The sequence below is a fragment of the Cryobacterium zhongshanensis genome (assembly GCF_022760445.1).
Classification (GTDB): Bacteria; Actinomycetota; Actinomycetes; order Actinomycetales; family Microbacteriaceae; genus Cryobacterium; species Cryobacterium algoricola.
The window spans coordinates 40,080-57,047 of record NZ_JALGAR010000004.1 but is presented as its reverse complement, the minus strand read 5'-3'; the positions used below and the strand labels follow the sequence as shown (position 1 = coordinate 57,047).

General features: G+C 68.2%; 16 protein-coding genes. 12 read left to right on the top strand and 4 right to left on the bottom strand.

What is annotated here, in order from left to right; genetic code table 11:
- Positions 1 to 277: 277 nt before the first annotated feature.
- The 5 genes from MQH31_RS14440 (at position 278) to MQH31_RS14420 (ending at position 5,695) form a co-directional block, all read left to right on the top strand.
- Positions 278 to 1,057 (top strand): SDR family NAD(P)-dependent oxidoreductase, encoded by a 780-nt coding sequence (locus MQH31_RS14440; RefSeq protein WP_243012639.1) that lies wholly within the window; start codon positions 278 to 280, stop codon positions 1,055 to 1,057.
- Between the two features lie 59 nt (positions 1,058 to 1,116).
- The gene (locus MQH31_RS14435) at positions 1,117 to 2,499 is read left to right on the top strand and encodes a M24 family metallopeptidase (RefSeq protein WP_134534535.1); all 1,383 of its coding nucleotides are present in this window, start codon (positions 1,117 to 1,119) and stop codon (positions 2,497 to 2,499) included.
- Positions 2,500 to 2,506: 7 nt separating this feature from the next.
- Positions 2,507 to 3,568, top strand: coding sequence for a zinc-dependent alcohol dehydrogenase (locus tag MQH31_RS14430; protein ID WP_243012638.1), 1,062 nt, complete (start codon positions 2,507 to 2,509; stop codon positions 3,566 to 3,568).
- Positions 3,565 to 4,623: a 2,3-butanediol dehydrogenase gene (locus tag MQH31_RS14425; RefSeq protein ID WP_134534533.1), complete on the top strand. Its 1,059-nt coding sequence runs from the start codon at positions 3,565 to 3,567 to the stop codon at positions 4,621 to 4,623. The genes MQH31_RS14430 and MQH31_RS14425 overlap by 4 nt, the downstream gene beginning before the upstream one ends.
- Positions 4,624 to 4,714: 91 nt before the next feature.
- Positions 4,715 to 5,695: a zinc-dependent alcohol dehydrogenase gene (locus MQH31_RS14420; RefSeq protein ID WP_243012637.1), complete on the top strand. Its 981-nt coding sequence runs from the start codon at positions 4,715 to 4,717 to the stop codon at positions 5,693 to 5,695.
- A 78-nt stretch (positions 5,696 to 5,773) separates the two neighbouring features.
- Here the strand turns inward: MQH31_RS14420 and MQH31_RS14415 are convergent, their stop codons facing one another.
- Positions 5,774 to 6,859 carry an SDR family oxidoreductase gene (locus MQH31_RS14415; RefSeq protein ID WP_243012636.1) on the bottom strand — a complete coding sequence of 362 codons (1,086 nt, stop codon included), beginning with the start codon at positions 6,857 to 6,859 and terminating at the stop codon, positions 5,774 to 5,776.
- A 262-nt stretch (positions 6,860 to 7,121) separates the two neighbouring features.
- Between MQH31_RS14415 and MQH31_RS14410 the strand changes: the two genes are divergently transcribed.
- The 3 genes from MQH31_RS14410 to MQH31_RS14400 all read left to right on the top strand — a co-directional run bounded on the left by MQH31_RS14410 (position 7,122) and on the right by MQH31_RS14400 (position 10,211).
- On the top strand, positions 7,122 to 7,769 hold the full coding sequence (locus MQH31_RS14410; protein WP_134534530.1) for a helix-turn-helix domain-containing protein: 648 nt from the start codon (positions 7,122 to 7,124) through the stop codon (positions 7,767 to 7,769).
- 172 nt (positions 7,770 to 7,941) lie between these two features.
- Positions 7,942 to 9,150 carry a metabolite traffic protein EboE gene (gene eboE / locus MQH31_RS14405; RefSeq protein WP_243012635.1) on the top strand — a complete coding sequence of 403 codons (1,209 nt, stop codon included), beginning with the start codon at positions 7,942 to 7,944 and terminating at the stop codon, positions 9,148 to 9,150.
- Positions 9,147 to 10,211: a 2,3-butanediol dehydrogenase gene (locus MQH31_RS14400; protein ID WP_243012634.1), complete on the top strand. Its 1,065-nt coding sequence runs from the start codon at positions 9,147 to 9,149 to the stop codon at positions 10,209 to 10,211. The genes eboE and MQH31_RS14400 overlap by 4 nt, the downstream gene beginning before the upstream one ends.
- A gap of 21 nt (positions 10,212 to 10,232) precedes the next feature.
- On the opposite strand, the gene MQH31_RS14395 is transcribed toward MQH31_RS14400, so the two are convergent.
- Together MQH31_RS14395 and MQH31_RS14390 are read right to left on the bottom strand one after the other, a co-directional pair.
- Positions 10,233 to 10,925 carry a GntR family transcriptional regulator gene (locus MQH31_RS14395; protein ID WP_243012633.1) on the bottom strand — a complete coding sequence of 231 codons (693 nt, stop codon included), beginning with the start codon at positions 10,923 to 10,925 and terminating at the stop codon, positions 10,233 to 10,235.
- On the bottom strand, positions 10,922 to 11,455 hold the full coding sequence (locus MQH31_RS14390) for a VOC family protein (protein WP_243012632.1): 534 nt from the start codon (positions 11,453 to 11,455) through the stop codon (positions 10,922 to 10,924). Before MQH31_RS14390 ends, MQH31_RS14395 begins: the two co-directional genes overlap by 4 nt.
- A gap of 173 nt (positions 11,456 to 11,628) precedes the next feature.
- Here MQH31_RS14390 and MQH31_RS14385 point away from each other — a divergent pair, with 173 nt between their 5' ends.
- From MQH31_RS14385 to MQH31_RS14375, 3 genes are read left to right on the top strand one after another with little or no spacing between them, the layout of a single operon-like run.
- Positions 11,629 to 13,815, top strand: a complete 2,187-nt coding sequence (locus tag MQH31_RS14385) for an alpha-ketoacid dehydrogenase subunit alpha/beta (protein ID WP_243012631.1) — start codon at positions 11,629 to 11,631, stop codon at positions 13,813 to 13,815.
- On the top strand, positions 13,815 to 15,215 hold the full coding sequence (locus MQH31_RS14380; RefSeq protein ID WP_243012630.1) for a 2-oxo acid dehydrogenase subunit E2: 1,401 nt from the start codon (positions 13,815 to 13,817) through the stop codon (positions 15,213 to 15,215). The genes MQH31_RS14385 and MQH31_RS14380 overlap by 1 nt, the downstream gene beginning before the upstream one ends.
- Before the next feature lie 50 nt (positions 15,216 to 15,265).
- Positions 15,266 to 15,541, top strand: coding sequence for a hypothetical protein (locus MQH31_RS14375; RefSeq protein WP_134534524.1), 276 nt, complete (start codon positions 15,266 to 15,268; stop codon positions 15,539 to 15,541).
- A gap of 18 nt (positions 15,542 to 15,559) precedes the next feature.
- Here the strand turns inward: MQH31_RS14375 and MQH31_RS14370 are convergent, their stop codons facing one another.
- Entirely contained in the window at positions 15,560 to 15,970 is a 411-nt protein-coding gene (locus MQH31_RS14370) for a winged helix-turn-helix transcriptional regulator (RefSeq protein WP_243012629.1), read from the bottom strand.
- Between the two features lie 92 nt (positions 15,971 to 16,062).
- On the opposite strand from MQH31_RS14370, the gene MQH31_RS14365 reads away from it, so the two are divergent.
- The gene (locus MQH31_RS14365; RefSeq protein WP_243012628.1) at positions 16,063 to 16,917 is read left to right on the top strand and encodes an NAD(P)H-binding protein; all 855 of its coding nucleotides are present in this window, start codon (positions 16,063 to 16,065) and stop codon (positions 16,915 to 16,917) included.
- The last annotated feature ends 51 nt before the right edge of the window (positions 16,918 to 16,968 follow it).

Below are 16,968 nucleotides of genomic sequence, written 5' to 3'. Positions count from 1 at the left end.
ACGGAATTCGGTACAGGCCGCCGTGTCGGACCGGGGCTTCTTCGCGCCAGCCCGAGGCACACCCGGTCGCTGTGTACAGTTTCAGTGAACACTACCGCGAGATATCGGCCAGCTCAACGTGATTCCCTCGCGATCGCAGCATCCGCTTGACAAGCACAACCCCGCTGAGTTGAATGTCAAGCAACACCTTGTGCAGTGAGACTGTACAAAATAGTATTACTGCGAGACCCCGGCCCCAGCCGGACACCAGACTTCGTACTGCAAAGGAGCAGAACACGTGGGCACTCGACTCGCCGAAAAGACCGTCGTGGTCACCGGGGGCGCATCCGGAATCGGAGCCGCCATCGCCAGGGGCCTGGCCGCCGAAGGCGCCAACGTGATGATCGCCGACCTCGACCTGGCGGCAGGCCAGCGAATCGCGGACGACATCGTCGCCGGTGGCGGCGCGGCGGCGGCAGTTCAGGCGGACGTCACCGACCGCGCGGCGGTACGGTCCGCCATCGAGTCGACCGTCGCCCGTTTCGGCCGCCTCGACGTCTACTTCAACAACGCCGGCATGAACACGCCGATGCGGTTCCTCGACATCACCGAACGGAACTTCGAGACCGTGATGAAGGTCAACGCACTCGGCGTGCTGATCGGAACGCAGGAGGCCGCGAAGCAGTACATCGCCCAGGGCGGGACCGGCAAGGTGATCAACACCGCGTCGATCGCCGGCCGGACCGGCTTCCCCAACTTCGCACCGTACAGCGCGGCCAAGGCGGCCGTGATCTCCCTCACCCAGGCTGCGGCACGTGCCCTGGCCCCCGAGGGCATCACCGTCAACGCGTTCGCGCCGGGCGTCGTCGCCACGCCGCTCTGGACGAAACTCGACGCCGAACTCGCCGAGATGGGCGCCGGTGACTCCGGCTTCGACTCGATGGCCGGCGACATCCTGCTGGGACGGCCCGCCGTGCCCGAAGACATCGTGCCCACCGCGGTGTTCCTCGCGGCGAGCGATTCCGACTACATCACGGGTCAGGTCATCCCCATCGAGGGCGGCATGATCCTCGTCTGATCCGCACAGCCCGCCCCACCGACATCCTGCACGACACTCAGCAAAGGAATGACACGACCGTGACCACAGCCACTTTCGGAACCAACGCCGTCGACTGGGAGGAACGCATCCAGTTCGATCGCCTCCGCACGGACAGGCTCGCCAAGCTCCGGCGCGAGCTGGCCACCTCCGACCTCGGGGCCGTGCTCGCCTTCGACTTCTCCAACATCCGCTACATGTCGTCGACTCACATCGGCACCTGGGCCATGGACAAGCTGATCCGCTTCTCGCTGCTCACCCGGCACAGCGATCCGATCGTCTGGGACTTCGGTTCCGCGGCCAAGCACCACCAGCTCTACAACCCCTGGCTGCAGACCACGACGGCCGAGGCGGATGCCGACCCGCACGCCCCGCACCACGGCGCCGTCAGGCCGCGGGCCGAGAACGGCGCCAGGGCCGGCATCTCCACCCTCCGTGGGGCCTTCCACCCCGACGCGGGGATCGCAGAGGGCGTCGCCAAGAAGATCAAGCGCGAACTGGAGAAGTTCGGCCTGCAGAACGAGCCGCTCGGCGTCGACGTCATCGAGCTGCCCATCCTGATGGCCCTGCAGAAGGAGGGGATCCGGGTCGTCGACGGCCAGCAGGTGTTCCTCAACGCCCGGGCGGTCAAGACCGGTGACGAGATCGCGCTGCTCACGCAGGCCGCGTCGATGGTGGATGCCGCGTACGAATCCCTCTATGAATTCCTGCGGCCGGGCGTGCGCGAGAACGAGGCCGTCGGTCTCGTGTCCAAGGTGCTCTACGACCTCGGGTCCGAGTACGTCGAGGGCGTGAACGCCATCTCGGGCGAGCGCTGCTCCCCGCACCCGCACGTCTTCTCCGACCGGCTGATCCGGCCGGGCGACCCCGCCTTCTTCGACATCCTGCACAGCTACCAGGGCTACCGCACCTGCTACTACCGCACCTTCGCGGTCGGGTCGGCGAGCCGGGCGCAGCACGACGCCTACAAGATCGCCCGCCAGTACATGGACAGGGCGATCGCGCTCGTGCGCCCGGGGGCCACCACCGCCGACATCGTCAAGGTCTGGCCGACCGCCCAGGAATTCGGTTTCCCCGACGAAGAGGCCGCCTTCGCGTTGCAGTACGGCCACGGCGTCGGCCTCTCTATCTGGGAGAAGCCGATCTTCTCCCGGCTTGTCTCCCTCGACCACCCCGAAGTGCTCGTGGAGGGCATGGTCTTCGCCCTCGAGACCTACTGGCCGTCCGCCGACGGCATCGGGGCGGCCCGCATCGAGGAAGAAGTCGTCGTCACCGCCACCGGGTGCCAGGTGATCACCAAGTTCCCTGCGGAGGACCTGCTCGTCGCCGGCCAGCGCTATTACAGCGTCGGCGGACCGTTGTCCCTCGTGCGCGACTCCCAGTCGCACCTCAACACCGCCGCCGGTCGCGGCGAAGCCGAGTAGGGCGCTGATGCGCGCCGCCGTCTACCACGCCGATCACGATGTCCGCCTCGAGGAGGTGCCCGTGCCCGCCCGGGCTCCGGGCGAAGCCCTGCTCGAGGTGCTCCGCAGCGGCATGTGCGGAACGGACGCCACCGAGTGGAAGGCCGGCCCGCTGACCTTCCCGGTGCAGCACCGCCACCCCGTCACCGGCCAGGCCGGCCCGATGATTCCCGGCCACGAATTCGTCGGGAAGGTCCTCGAGGTCGACGAGTCGAGTCGCTTCTCCGTCGGCGACGTCGTCGCGAGCGGTGCGGGAGTGTCCTGCGGCGTGTGCGATCGGTGCGTGGAAGGCCGCACGAACCTCTGCGACCGGTACTACACGCTGGGGCTCAACACCGACGGCGGCATGGCCGAGTTCGTCTCTTGCCCCGAGAGCACGCTTGTCCTCGTTCCCGAGGGACTCTCGATCGACCTCGCCGGCCTGGCCCAGCCGCTCGCCGTCGGCCTGCACGCGGCCCGCCGGTCCGGGGTGCGTGACGGCGACCGGGTGGTACTGATCGGGGCCGGGGCGATCGGTTCCTTCGTGCTCGCCGGGCTGAACTCACTCGTGTCTGCCGAGGTGACCGTCATCGACTTCCCCGGCGCGCGCCTCGAACGGGCCCGCCGCCTCGGTGCGACACGGGTGGTCGAGGCGGGTGCGGATGCCGTAGCCCGCGTCGCCGAGGCCATCGGGCCGTTCGGTGCTGACGTCGTCATCGAGGCCAGCGGAGCACCCGGGCAGCTGAACAACGCCCTCGCGATGGTGCGCAGGGGCGGCACTATCCTGCAGGTCGGCCTGCCGTCCACGGAGCAGTCCGTGGACATCCATGCGCTCGTCATGCGCGAGATCACCGTTCAGACGACCCTCGCGCACGTCTGCGGCACCGACCTCGCCCCGGCGCTCGGTATTCTGGCGACGACCACTCTGGGCACCGAACTCCTCGACTCTGTCCGGCCTCTCGACGACCTCGCCGAACAGCTCGAGCGACTCGCGACGGGCCGGCTCGAGGGCAAGGTTCTCTTCGATCCACGACAAGGGGCAGCAGTATGAAGGCAGCAGTTTTCCACGGCGCGCACGACATCCGCATCGAAGAGGTGGACGGGCCGCCGCCCCTCGGCAGCCTGGACGTGCTGCTGCGGCCGTACTGGTGCGGCATCTGCGGCACCGACCTCCACGAATACGCCATGGGGCCGATCGTCATTCCCTCGCACCCGCATCCGCTCACGGGCGCCACCGCCCCGCAGATTCTCGGGCACGAGTTCTCGGCGGAAGTGCTCGAGGTGGGTTCGGGCGTGCGTTCGGTGCGCGTCGGCCAGCGGGTATCCGTGATGCCGCTGCTGTTCTGCGGCAGCTGCTACTACTGCCGCCGCGGCCTGAACCACCTCTGCCAGTCGATGGCCTGCGTCGGCCTGAGCTTCGCCTCCGGCGGGATCTCGGAACTCGCGGTCGTCCCGGCCAGCCACGTGAGCGTACTGCCCGATTCCGTCACCGACCTCCAGGGCGCCCTCGTCGAACCGGGAGCCGTGGCCGCCTACGGAGTCGATACCGCGCAGGTGCGGCCGGGGGACACCGTGCTCATCACCGGCGCCGGTCCGATCGGCGCGCTCGCCTCCCTCTATGCCTCGGCGCTCGGTGCCCGCGTGTTCATCTCCGAGGTCAACCCGACCCGTGTCGCGCTCGCGCGGAGCCTGGACGTCGGCGAGGTGATCGATCCGTCCAAGATCGACGTGGCCGCCTGGGTCAAGGATCAGACCGAGGGAATCGGTGTCGACGCGGTGATCGAGTGCTCGGGTAACGAGCGAGCCCTCCAGACCGCCATCGCCTCGGTGCGCTCGGCCGGGCGCATCTCGCAGACCGGCCTGCACACCCGGCAGGCGGCCATCGACCCCATGGTGCTCTCCGAGCACGACATCACCCTCGCAGGCACCTGGTGCTATCCGGTCACGGACTGGCCGCGCATCATCGACCTGATCGCCCGCGGCCGGTACCCGGTCGAGAAGGTCGTGAGCGCGCAGATAAGCATGGCGGATGTCGTCGAGAAGGGCTTCGAGACCCTGCTCTCGCCGACCGGCGACCAGGTCAAGGTCCTCGTCAACGCGCGCTGACGTCCATCCGCGCTGACCTTCATTCACGCTGGCGCACGCACCCCGCGCGTCCCGCGCACCCGGCCTCGTCCCCACGATTGGAATCCCCACTATGAAAGCGTTGCGCTTCGCGGAACAGGATGTTCCCCGCATCGATGAGCTGCCCATCCCCGCGATCGGAGCCGACGAAGTGCTCGTCGCCGCACGGTCCGTCGGGGTCTGCCACTCCGACATCGACCTGCTCGAGGGTCGGTACATCATCCCGTTCGAGTACCCGATCATTCCCGGCCACGAATGGTCCGGCGAAGTGGTCGCGGTGGGAAGCCGGGTGCACGACTTCGCGGCCGGCGACCGAGTCGTCGGCGAGTGCGTGATCGGAGAGGACCATTTCGGGTTCTCGATCAGCGGCGCGGCCGCCGAGTTCTTCGTGGCCAGGCCCGAATGGCTGCACACGCTGCCGGCGAGCGTGTCGTACACGAACGGTGCTCTCGTCGAGCCGTTCAGCGTCGCGTACTACGCGCTGATGCGGGTCGGGAACGTCAACGCGAGCGACACCCTCGTCGTACTCGGAGCCGGACCGATCGGACTCGCCGTCACCGCGGCATCCGCCGCCCTCGGCGCCGTGACGATCGTCGTGGAGCCCTCGCCCGAACGGCGCGACGCCGCGCTGCGCCTCGGCGCCCGCCACGCCGTGCACCCCGACGACATCGTCGAGTTCCTGAACGAGCAGACGGACGGGCGCGGAGCGGATGTCGTCGTCGAGGCCAGCGGACGGCCGGCCGTGATGGCCCAGGCGCTCGAACTCGCCGCCTTCCGGGGCAGGGTCGCCTACATCGGCATCGACGTCGGGCGCGAGGCGCCGGCGAAGCTCGGGCTCATCCAGTCCAAGGAGCTCAAGATCACCGGTTCGGTCGGCTCGCCGGGAGTGTGGCCGGAAACCCTGCGCTTCCTGGCCCACACCGGAATCGACCTGAGTCCCCTCGTCACGCAGCGATTCGGGGTCGATGACGCCCTGGGCGCCCTCGAGGCCGCACACCACCCGGCGACCACGATCAAGGCGCACATCGAATTCGACGCCGTGCTGCCGGCATAGCGAAGCGACCCGAACGACGGATGTCCCGGACGAGCGCTGCTTGTCCGGGACATCCGTCGTTGGGGTGGGGGAAACGGCCTAGGGGATGATCCTCGCCGCGCGGTAGCGCTCGACCTTGTCGAGAAAGCTGTCCGGGGTGGACCGGAAACCCAGGAATCCGGCCTGACGGCTCTTGTTCATGTCGGTGAAGCACTCGATGTTCCGGCCGAGGTCACTGTCCGTGTGCCACCAGGATGCCAGGCGGGTGACGTCCGTCTCGACGAGTCCCTCCCGTTCGGCGATGGCGCTCCACACCTGGTCCTTGCCGGCCATCTGCACGGTCAGCGGGCGGGGTTCTCCTTCGAAGCCGGCCCAGGGCACGTCGAAGATCGCCGCGACCCGCGGCCACAGCCACCGCCAGCGGAAGACGTCGCCGTTGGCGATGTTGAATGCTTCGTTGGCGCCCGCCGGGTGCGTGCCTGCCCAGATGATCTGTTCGGCGAGCAGGTCGACGTCGGTGACGTCGGTGACGCCGTTCCATTGGGTGGCCGAGCCGGGGAAGGTGAACGTCAGCCCGAGTTCCTTGCAGATCGCGGCGTAGACGGAGAGGGTGAGCACCATGTTCATCGCGTTGTCCGTGGCAAACCCGAAGACCGTGTGGGCGCGGTGCACGCTCCAGGTGAAGCCGTTCCGGGCGGCGGACCCGAACAGCTCGTCCTCCTGCGCATAGTAGAAGTTCGGCTGCGGGAGTCGTGGTTCGTCCTCGTGGAACGGGGTCTCCGCGGTGACGCCGGTCGCATAGTTGTCGAACGGGCCGAGGTAGTGCTTGAGCCCGGTCATCAGGGCCACGTGCCTCACGGACTTCTCTCCTTCGAGGGCCGCGAGCACGTTCCGCACCAGGGCGCTGTTGACCTCGATGTTCTCGGTCTCCGTGTCGCGTTTCACCCAGGCCGTGATCACGACGAGTTCCGGGCGAGTTCCGGTGAGGGCGGTGGCAAGAGACGCGGGGTCGAGGAGGTCCGCCGTCACGGATGTCACGCCCGCGGTCTCGGAATGACCTCGCCTCGACAGTCCGGTCACGTCCCAGCCCGCGTCGACCAGTTGCTTCGCGACCGTCTGGCCCGTGATGCCCGTTGCTCCGACGATGAGCGCGCGTTGCCGGGGAATTGTTGAGGGGGATGTCACAAGTCGATCCTTTCCTGATGGACGGGGACTTCCTTGTCGCCGTCCTGAGGTGTTCAATGATACTTAACAAAGAACGCCCCGGCAAGCCGCATCGGCACTGCCGGAACCGCCGAAATAGCCCGAATGACGGGGTAACTGGGCCTCATGCTGTGTATATTTGACCATACTCACCTTTTTCTGGAGCGTGAGGTGTACAGCCGGGCTTCAATGATGATGCGAGGCCAGTCCTCGTCGTCGTCATGCTGATGTGTGACAGAGGAACATGATGGACAATTTAGGGTCTCGGCTGAAAGACATCCGGCTCAAAGCCGGGCTGACGTTGCGTGAGCTGGCCAGGCAGGTCGACGTATCACCGTCATTCGTCTCCCAGATCGAGAACGGCAAGTCGCAGCCCTCCGTCGCCACCCTCTACGCCTTCGCCCAGCTGTTGAACGTCTCCGTCGATGACCTGTTCGAGAGCAAACCGGCCGCGGAACCCCACCCGCACGCTGTCGAGGACGGGGGGCAACTGAACCGGGGCGACGTGAGGAACCCCTCCGATGCGTGGCATCCGTCGGAGTATGCCAACCGGGTGTCCGTTGTGCACCCGTCCCACCGGTCGCGGCTCAACATGGCGGCCGGCGTCAACTGGGAACGCCTCGCGGCCACGCCCGAACGCGACGTCAACTTCATGAAGATCAGCTACGCGCCGGGGGCGACCTCCACGGACGGCGGGGACACGGTCACCCACGCGGGCTACGAGTACGGCTACGTGATCTCCGGCGAGCTGGAGATCACGATCGGCGACGAGGCATTCACCCTGCACGAAGGCGAGTCGCTCGGCTTCGATTCCTCCATCCCGCACAGCCTGAAGAACACCGGCGTCGTCGACTTCCACGGAATCTGGTTCGTGCACGGCAAGCACGACTAGCCCGCCGCCGGAGCCCGGGACGTCGTCGTGGTTGACAGCGACCGAAGGGCCGTCATAGCCTGTCTGTTAAGGAATACTTAACAGGTGTTCAGTCTCGCCTTCGGCGCTGGCTGCCCGTTCCTTGAATCACAACGATGTGAGCCGGGCGACCGGCAGAAAAGGACCAGACCTGATGGATCTCGGACACGGCCTCGGCCATCTCTCGTATTCCACGCTTGTGCACGCGGGTGACACCTGGGCCGAGATGAAGGAGAGCCTCCACACCTTCGTTCCCGCCGTCAAGGCCCGGGTCTCACCGGGCCAGCGGTTCGGAGTGTCGCTGCGGATCTCGGCCGATTCGGCCAGGACCCTGACCGACAGCCCGGCCGAAAGGGCGGAGCTCCGGACATTCCTCGACGACAACGACATGTACGTCTATACCGTCAACGCCTTCCCGTACGGGCCGTTCAAGGGCGACGTCGTGATGGAGCGGGTCTACGAGCCGGACTGGTCGACCGATGACCGGGTCGCGTACACGAACTCGGTCGCGGACATCCTCGCCGAGATCGCGCCGGCGGACGTGAGCCCGAGCATCCAGACGGCCCCGCTCGCGTTCGCCCCCAACGTCACCGACGACGACTACATCGCCCGGTTCACCACCAACCTGTTCCAGGTCGTTGCCCACCTCGTCGACCTCGAGGCGCGCACGGGACGCCGGGTCAAGCTCGCGCTCGAGCCGGAACCCGCCTGCTTTCTCGAAACCACGGCGGAGACCGTCGCGTTCTTCGCCGAACGGGTTTACTCGCCGCAGGGAATCGCCGAGCTCGCCCGGCTCGCCGGGCTACCGCTGTCCGAGGCCGAGGGCGCGATGCGCCGCTACCTCGGCATCGTCTTCGACATCGGCCACCAGTCCGTCGGCTTCGAGGACATCCCGGGTTCGCTGCGCAGCCTGGTCGACGCCGGGATTCCGATCTTCAAGCTCCAGGAGGCTGCCGCACTCTGGGTCAGGGACCTCACCCCGGGGGTCGTGCCTCAGCTGCGCGTCTTCACCGACACGATCTACCTGAGCCAGACGACGATGCGCCAGGATGGCGCGGTCACGAAATTCCTCACCCTCGGCGACGCGCTCGACGCGTACGAGGCGAACCCGGTGCCCACCGAGATCCGCACCCACTTCCACGTTCCGGTCTTCCTCGAGGAACTCGGCCCGTTCGTCACGACGCGGTTCGCGGTGCAGCAGGCGCTGCAGCTGCACCGCGAGACACCGCTCTCCGACCACCTGGAGATCGAGACATACACCTGGGACGTGCTCCCGGCTCATCTCAAGACCGGTGACATCACCGACTACGTGACCCGCGAACTCGAGTTCGTCCGCGGCGAGCTGCTGGACCCCCGGCCGTGAGGGCCGCCGTCTTCCACGGAGCCGGGGACATCCGCGTCGAGGAGATCACGGCTCCCGCCGCGCCTCGCGCCGGCGAGGTGCTGGTCAGGCCGCTGTGGTGCGGTATCTGCGGCACCGACCTGCACGAATACGCGCAGGGCCCGATCGTGATCCCACGGGAGCCGCATCCGCTCACCGGGGCGTGCGGCTCGCAGATTCTCGGCCACGAATTCTCGGCCGAAGTGGTCGAGGTCGGTGACGGGGTGACCGCGGTGCGACCGGGCGAGCGGGTGTCGGTGATGCCGCTGCTGTCGTGCGGTCACTGCTACTTCTGCCGCAGGGGACTGAACCACCTCTGCCGCACCATGGCCGCGGTCGGGCTCAGTTACCAGTGGGGCGGCATCGCCGACCTCGCCATAGTGCCCGCCGTGAACCTCACGGTGCTCCCCGACGGCGTCTCCGACCTGCAGGGCGCCGTCGTCGAACCCGGCGCCGTCGCCGCCTACGGGGTGGACACCGCAGGCGTGCGCCCCGGCGACAACGTGCTCATCACCGGGGCCGGTCCGATCGGGGCGCTTGCCTCGCTCTACGCCGCCTCGCTCGGGGCGAACGTCTTCGTCTCGGAGGTCAATCCCGTGCGGGCGGCGCTCGTGCGCAGCTTCGACGTCGGGGTGGTGCTCGATCCGACGGCCGTCGACGTGCCGGGCTGGCTTCGCGACCGGACCGACGGCATCGGTGTCGACGCCGTGATCGAATGCTCGGGGAACGAGCGGGCGCTGCAGGCGGCGATCGCCTCGGTGCGCTCGGCCGGGCGGATCTCCCAGACCGGGCTGCACACCCAGGCCGCGGCCATCGACCCGATGGTCATCTCCGAGCACGACATCACGATCTCGGGCACCTGGTGCTTCCCGGTCACCGACTGGCCGCGCATCATCGACCTGATCGACCGGGGCCGGTACCCGGTGGAGAAGGTCGTCACGGCCCAGATCGCACTGGAGGACGTCGTGGCTCAGGGCTTCGACACGCTGCTGTCGCCGACCGGCGACCAGGTCAAGGTCCTGGTGCGCGCCGGAGGGGAGTGACGCCACGTCCCGGGCGGCCGCCTACTGAGCGAAGAGCGAGGGATGCTGGGACAGCTCGAGCCGGGTGCGGCGGATGTGGCCGGCCAGCATCCGCTCGGCCTCCTCCCCGTCGCCGCGCCGCAGGGCCCCGACGAGCAACTGGTGTTCGTAGTGCACGGCGCGGTTGACGTCTGGCCCGATCAGGGTCGTGAAGGCGCGTCGATAGTGCTGGGTCGAGTTCCACAGCCGGTGAATGGTCTCGCCGAGGATGGATGTCACGGCACCGGAGTACGACAGCAGGTGGAACTCGCGGTCGAGACGCAGGAAGGTCTCGACGTCCGGTCCGGCCTGCATCTCATCGGCGAGGTGCTGCAGGCGGCCGAGCGTCTCCGGCGACAGCTGGGGCAGGCTGTAGCGCAGCAACAGGGGTTCGATGCGCTCGCGGATCTGGTACATCTCTTCGCACTCCGCGAGGCTCAGGTGGGAGACCCAGGCGCCGGTGTTCGCCACGAGTGTGACGAGGCCGTCGGATTCCAGGATGCGCAGGGCCTCACGAACGGGGAGCCGGCTCGCGCCGAACTGTTCGGCGACGTCTTCCTGGCGGATCCGGGCGCCGGGGGCGTAGGCGCCGGACAGGATCTCGTCCCGCAGTCGCGTGGCGATCCGGCTGCCGGCGCTGCCGTCGCGGCTGGGGGCGCTGGCCATGGGGTCCGTCCGGTCGGTGGTGGTGGTCATTCGGCCGGGTGGGCCGGATGCCACAGTTTAGTGGGAGCATCCTTCTCGTAGGCCTTGCCATCCGGATAGCTCACGAGCTCGAACTGCATGCCCCAGGGGCTGCGGAAGTAGACCCAGCGCTGGCCGGTGCTCCAGCTGGAGCTCGCGGTCGGGGCGCCCATGATCTCGACGCCGTGCGCCCGCAGGTGTCCGAGGGCGGCATCGAAGTCGTCCACGTAGAAGGCCAGGTGATGCCCGCCGATGTCGCTGTTCCGGGGTTCGGGGGCTGCTTCAGTGGCCGGTTCATACTGGAAGACCTCGAAATTGGGGCCGTGGCCGCAGCGGAAGAAGCGGAGCTCGCGCATGACTGTGCGCGGGTGCACGCCGAGGTGTTCGAGCATCCACTCGTCGTCGGGGTGCGCGAACGGGCCGAGTGAATAGACGAGCTCGCAGCCGATCACGTCGACGAGGAAACGCTCGGCCTCGTCGAGGTCGGGGACTGTGAAACCGATGTGCTCCGTGCCGCGCAGACCCGGGATGCCAGTGACCATCGAGAACTCCTTCGTTCGATGCTGATTTCTCTCATTGTATCCAAAGGCATGATTTGAGCGCGTCCCAATCGGATATGTTGCGGCTAATCCTTGGCATTGGATTCAATCGACGATACAGTGTTCCTCACATGTAGTCGATCCCCGCGATCGACACGACCAATGGAGACCGGCACATGCCTGAACGACGACGTTTGGATCCCCTGGCCCCCTGGGTCGAGCTCAGCACCACGGCACAGGACTGGGCGAGTGCCGACCCGGCGCTCCTGGCCACCATGCTGGGCCAGCTGCACCTCATCCGCGCCTTCGAAGAAACCGTGCTCGAACTGGCCGGCGAGGGCCTCGTGCACGGGCCGGCCCACTCCAGCATCGGGCAGGAGGGCGGGGCGGTCGGCTCGATCGTCGGCCTCGGGTCGACGGATGCGATCAACGGCTCGCACCGCGGACATCACCAGTTCCTCGCCAAGGCGATCAACCACGTCTCCGGCGGTGCTCTCGATCCGGCCGCGCTGGTGACCGCGGACATCCAGACCGTGCTGCAGCGCACCCTCGCCGAGATCCTCGGGCTCGCCCAGGGCTACTGCCGGGGCCGCGGCGGCTCGATGCACCTGCAGTGGTTCGAGGCCGGCGCGCTCGGCACCAATGCGATCGTCGGCGGCGGCGTTCCGCTCGCGGCCGGCAACGCCTGGGCCCAGAAGCACGCGGGCACGACGGATGTCACGGTGAGCTACTTCGGGGACGGCGCGACCAACATCGGCTCGGTGCTCGAAACCATGAACCTCGCTTCGGCGTGGAAGCTGCCGCTCGCCTTCTTCATCGAGAACAACCTCTACGCCGTGTCGACCACGGTGGCCGAATCGACCGGCGAGCCGCGGCTCTCGGCCCGGGCACTGGGCTTCGGCATCCCGAGCTGGCGCGTCGACGGGATGGACCCGCTCGCCGTCCACCTCGCGACGAAGGAGGCCGAGCAGGTGATGCGGTCCGGCAACGGGCCCGCGGTCGTCGAGGTCGAGGTCTACCGGTTCTTCCACCAGAACGGACCGTACCCGGGCAGCGCCTTCGGATACCGCTCCAAGGAGGAAGAGGCGGCCTGGCGCGCCCGCGACCCGCTGGACCGGGTCGCCCGCGAGATGATCGCGCTCGGTCAGATCGATCCGGCGGGCATCGCCGCGGTACGCGAGCAGGCCCAGTCCGCGATGCGCGATGCCGTGGCCCAACTTCTCGAGGCAGACCCGGAGTCGGCGGGTAAGCGCCGCATCCGCCCGGAACTGTGGCCGGACGTGGACTTCGTCAATGTCGGCGTGCGGGGCGACGCGAGCGAGCTGGACGGCCTGCGCACGCTCGAGCCGACCGACTACCGGGGCGAGCTCGAAACGAAGAAGTTCGTCGATGCCGTCGCCGGCGTTATGGACCGCCGCATGGCGGAGGACGCCCGGATCGTCGTGCTCGGCGAGGATGTGCACCGCCTCAACGGCGGCACGAACGGCGCCACCAAGGGGCTGGCGAAGAAGTTCGAGGGCCGGGTGCTCGGCACGCCGATCAGCGAGAACGCGTTCGCCGGCCTCGGCGGCGGGATGGCACTCGACGGGCGCTACCGCCCGGTCGTCGAATTCATGTACCCGGACTTCATGTGGGTGGCCGCCGACCAGGTCTTCAACCAGATCGGCAAGGCGCGGCACATGTTCGGCGGCGAGAACCCGGTGCCCCTCGTGCTGCGCACGAAAGTCGCGATGGGAAGCGGCTACGGCTCGCAGCACCTGATGGACCCGGCCGGCATCTTCGCGACGAGCCCCGGCTGGCGCATCGTCGCGCCGTCGAACGCGGCCGACTACATCGGCCTGATGAACACCGCGCTCGCCCTGCAGGATCCCGTGCTCGTCATCGAGCACGTCGACCTCTATGCCGAAAGCGGCGAGGTGCCCGCTGGCGACCTCGACTACTGCATCCCGCTGGGGAAGGCGGCCCTGCGCCGCGAAGGCACCGACGTCACCGTGATCAGCTACCTGTCCATGGTCAAACACTCCCTCGAGGCCGTCGAGCAGACCGGCATGAGCGCCGACGTCATCGACCTGCGCTGGCTCGACCGAGCCTCGATCGACTGGGACACCATCGGCACGAGCATCCGCAAGACCAACAGCGTTCTCATCGTCGAGCAGGGGGCCCGCGGCACGTCGTACGGCGCCTGGCTGTCCGACGAGATCCAGCGCCGGTTCTTCGACTACCTCGACCAGCCGGTCGAACGCGTGACCGGCGGCGAGGCGAGCCCGAGCATCTCACGGGTGCTCGAGCGCGCCGCCATCGCCCGCACCGAGGACGTCGTCGCCGGCCTCGAGGTCATCAAGCTCGGTCTGGGCACCCGCTGATGGCCACGCTCGTGCGTATGCCGGAAGTGCTCGCCAACGCTGCGGAAGCCGCCATCCAGACCTGGCTGGTGCAGGTGGGCGAAACCGTGGCGATCGGCCAGCCGCTCGCCGAGATCGAGACCGAAAAGGCCGTCGTCGAATACCGTGCAGAGACGGACGGGGTGCTCGCGCGGGTCATCGTCCCCGAGGGTGTTCCCGTCGAAGTGGGCGTGCCGATCGGCGTGATCGCCGCCGTCGGTGAAGCGGAGGCGGACATCGACGCTTTACTCGCCGGGGAAGTGCCGGAGCGCGCGGGGGCCGCGAACCCGGATTCGGCAAACCCGAATTCGGCCACCCCGCAGGCGCCCACCCCGGACACGGCAAGCCCGGACACGGCAACGCGGGTGGCGGCGGCGCCGGCCGGGGTAGTCCCGGTCGAATCAGCCCCGGGCGGGCAGGCACCGCTCGCCGCAGCCACCGGCGGGCGTCAATTCGCCAGTCCGCTCGTGCGGCGCATCGCCAGGGAACGCGCACTCGACCTGTCCCGCGTCGTGGGCAGTGGCCCGAACGGGCGGATCGTGCGCCGGGACCTCGACAACCTCCAGCCCGCGCCCGCGCCTGTCGCTGCAGCTGCCACCGGGCCGGAGCCCGTCACGCCCGTCACGCCCGTGGCGTCTCCGCCGGTCTCCGCACCGGCGGCATCCACGGTTGGCGTCACCGCCGCATCCGCGGTCGACGCCTCCGGGTTCACCGATGTTCCGCACACCGGGATGCGACGGGCCATCGCGCGCCGCCTGACCGAGAGCAAGTCGACCGTTCCGCACTTCTACATCACGGCGGACTGCCGTGTCGAGCGCCTGCTCGCCCTCCGCAGCGAGATCAACGCGACCTCGCCGCGGAAGATCTCGGTCAACGACTTCATCGTCAAGGCCGTCGCGGTGGCGCTGGTCCGGGTGCCTGCGGCGAACGTCATCTGGACCGAGACCGCCACGAGGCGATTCGAGCATGTCGATCTCTCGGTCGCGGTGTCCACCGAAACGGGACTGCTCACGCCGGTCCTGCGTGGCGTCGAGGGCCTCACGCTGACGAACATCAGCGAACGGGTCGCCGACCTCGCTGGACGGGCGCGACAGGGGAAGCTGCGGCAGCAGGAGCTCGAGGGCGGCAGCTTTGCCGTCTCGAATCTCGGCATGTTCGGGGTCGACCAGTTCTCGGCCATCCTGAACCCGCCGCAGTCGGGCATCCTCGCCGTCGGTGCCGCGAAACAACGGCCGGTCGTCGATTCCGGGCAGCTTTCGGTCGGCACGGCGATGACGGTGACGCTGTCGGCCGACCACCGGGTGGTCGACGGGGCGGTGGCCGCAGAATGGATGGCGCAGTTCGTGGCCTGCATCGAGAATCCACTCTCTATAATCATTTGACATTGACGGCACACGAGGCCGTCAATCCTCCCGTGAGCAAAGGCGCGCATATGGATCCCCGACTCGAACATCTCGCAGCAGAGCGGGCGTCACTGGCCGCTGAATCGGAGCGACTGGCGGTGATCCTCGCCGCCGAACGGAGCGGCCGGGCGCTGCGGGCGATCGCCCTCGCCTACGGCACGGGGTGCAGGGACGACTTCGACCGGGAGCGCCAATGCCGCGAGGATGAAGAGCAGATGAAGCTCGTGCGTTCGCGCGCCCGCGCCCTCGACCGGCAGTACCACCAGCTGACCGCGAGCACTCACTCCGTCCGCGAAAGCGGGTGAATCGTCGTTCTGGCGCCGTCAGAACGACGATTCGCCCGCTTTCGCGAGAGGGAAAGCCGGTGCCCCGGTGATCTCGTCGGCGTTGTCGGCTATCCAGTCCATGAGGGGGACGAGGCGGTCGGCTAGGTCGTGGCCCCTGGCGGTCAGCTCGTAGTCGACCCGCGGCGGGATCGTCGCCTGCGCTTCGCGGTTCACGAAGCCGTCTGACTCGAGGGTGCGCAGCGTCGACGCGAGCATCTTCTCGCTGATGCCCTCGATGGACCGCCGCAGCTCGCCCCAGCGGAGCGAGTCCTGCTGCAGTGCGAGCAGCACCAGCACTCCCCACTTGCTCGTGACGTGGTCGAGCACCGTGCGCGTCGCGCACTTGGCCGGGTAGACCCCTGCAACGGCGCCGGGACGCACCCGCGAGACATCAAAACTTACCTTCATGCAGGTAGCTTACCTAAAGGTGGGTACCCGCGCGTGGGAAGGTACTCGGCCGGTTCGTGGTTGACTCTGACACGCCACCGAAAGGACAACACATGTCATACATCGTCACCGCCACTTCAGGTCATCTCGGCCGCCTCATCGTCGAGGCCCTCCTCGCCCGCGGTGCGGCCCCGGACAGCATCGTCGCGACGGCCCGCAACGTCGACAAGCTTTCCGCTCTCGCCGCGCTCGGTGTGCGCACCGCGGTCCTCGACTACAGCAAGCCCGAGACCGTGACGGCCGTTGTCGAACCGGGCGACGTGCTGATGCTCGTCTCCGGTTCCGAGGTCGGCCAGCGCGTCCCGCAGCACACCACTGTCATCGCGGCCGCACAGTCCGCCGGAGTCGGCCGCATCGTCTACACGAGCGCCCCGAAGGCCACGACTTCCGCGCTCCTGCTGGCGCCGGAGCACAAGGCCACCGAGGAGTTCCTGATCGCCTCAGGGGTCCCCTTCACCATCCTGCGCAACGGCTGGTACACCGAGAACTACACCGGAGAGATCGAGAAGGCGCGCCAGCCCGGCGAGATCGTCGCGAGCGTCGGCGACGGCCGGGTCGCGAGCGCCAGCCGGGCAGACTACGCGGATGCCGCGGCCGCGGCCATCCTCGACGACTCGCTCGCGGGCCAGACCTTCGAGCTCTCCGGCGACCACGCCTGGGACTTCGCCGAACTCGCCGCCACGATCGGCACGCTGATCGGTTCGCCCGTCGCGTTCCGAAACCTGGCCCCCGCCGAGCACGCGGAGCTGCTCACGTCCTTCGGCCTCGACGCGGGCACGGTGGGCTTCGTCGTGGGACTCGACGCCAACATTCGCGACGGGCTGCTCGGCGAGACGAGCGGCGACCTGGCCCGCTTGACCGGCCGGCCGACGACCCCGCTCGCTGAGGGCCTCGCCGCGAGCCTGTAACTCGCATCTCTCCGACCTGGCCAGGCCCGGGGGCGGACGCGACAGCATCCG

Bases quoted from the DNA above. Each gene is read 5' to 3' on its own strand.
- MQH31_RS14430 (WP_243012638.1), top strand. From the start codon at position 2,507: ATGCGCGCCGCCGTCTACCACGCCGATCACGATGTCCGCCTCGAGGAG.
- MQH31_RS14385 (WP_243012631.1), top strand. From the start codon at position 11,629: ATGCCTGAACGACGACGTTTGGATCCCCTGGCCCCCTGGGTCGAGCTC.
- MQH31_RS14410 (WP_134534530.1), top strand. From the start codon at position 7,122: ATGATGGACAATTTAGGGTCTCGGCTGAAAGACATCCGGCTCAAAGCC.
- MQH31_RS14395 (WP_243012633.1), bottom strand. From the start codon at position 10,925: ATGACCACCACCACCGACCGGACGGACCCCATGGCCAGCGCCCCCAGC.
- eboE (WP_243012635.1), top strand. From the start codon at position 7,942: ATGGATCTCGGACACGGCCTCGGCCATCTCTCGTATTCCACGCTTGTG.
- MQH31_RS14380 (WP_243012630.1), top strand. From the start codon at position 13,815: ATGGCCACGCTCGTGCGTATGCCGGAAGTGCTCGCCAACGCTGCGGAA.
- MQH31_RS14420 (WP_243012637.1), top strand. From the start codon at position 4,715: ATGAAAGCGTTGCGCTTCGCGGAACAGGATGTTCCCCGCATCGATGAG.
- MQH31_RS14390 (WP_243012632.1), bottom strand. From the start codon at position 11,455: ATGGTCACTGGCATCCCGGGTCTGCGCGGCACGGAGCACATCGGTTTC.
- MQH31_RS14370 (WP_243012629.1), bottom strand. From the start codon at position 15,970: ATGAAGGTAAGTTTTGATGTCTCGCGGGTGCGTCCCGGCGCCGTTGCA.
- MQH31_RS14375 (WP_134534524.1), top strand. From the start codon at position 15,266: ATGGATCCCCGACTCGAACATCTCGCAGCAGAGCGGGCGTCACTGGCC.
- MQH31_RS14365 (WP_243012628.1), top strand. From the start codon at position 16,063: ATGTCATACATCGTCACCGCCACTTCAGGTCATCTCGGCCGCCTCATC.
- MQH31_RS14425 (WP_134534533.1), top strand. From the start codon at position 3,565: ATGAAGGCAGCAGTTTTCCACGGCGCGCACGACATCCGCATCGAAGAG.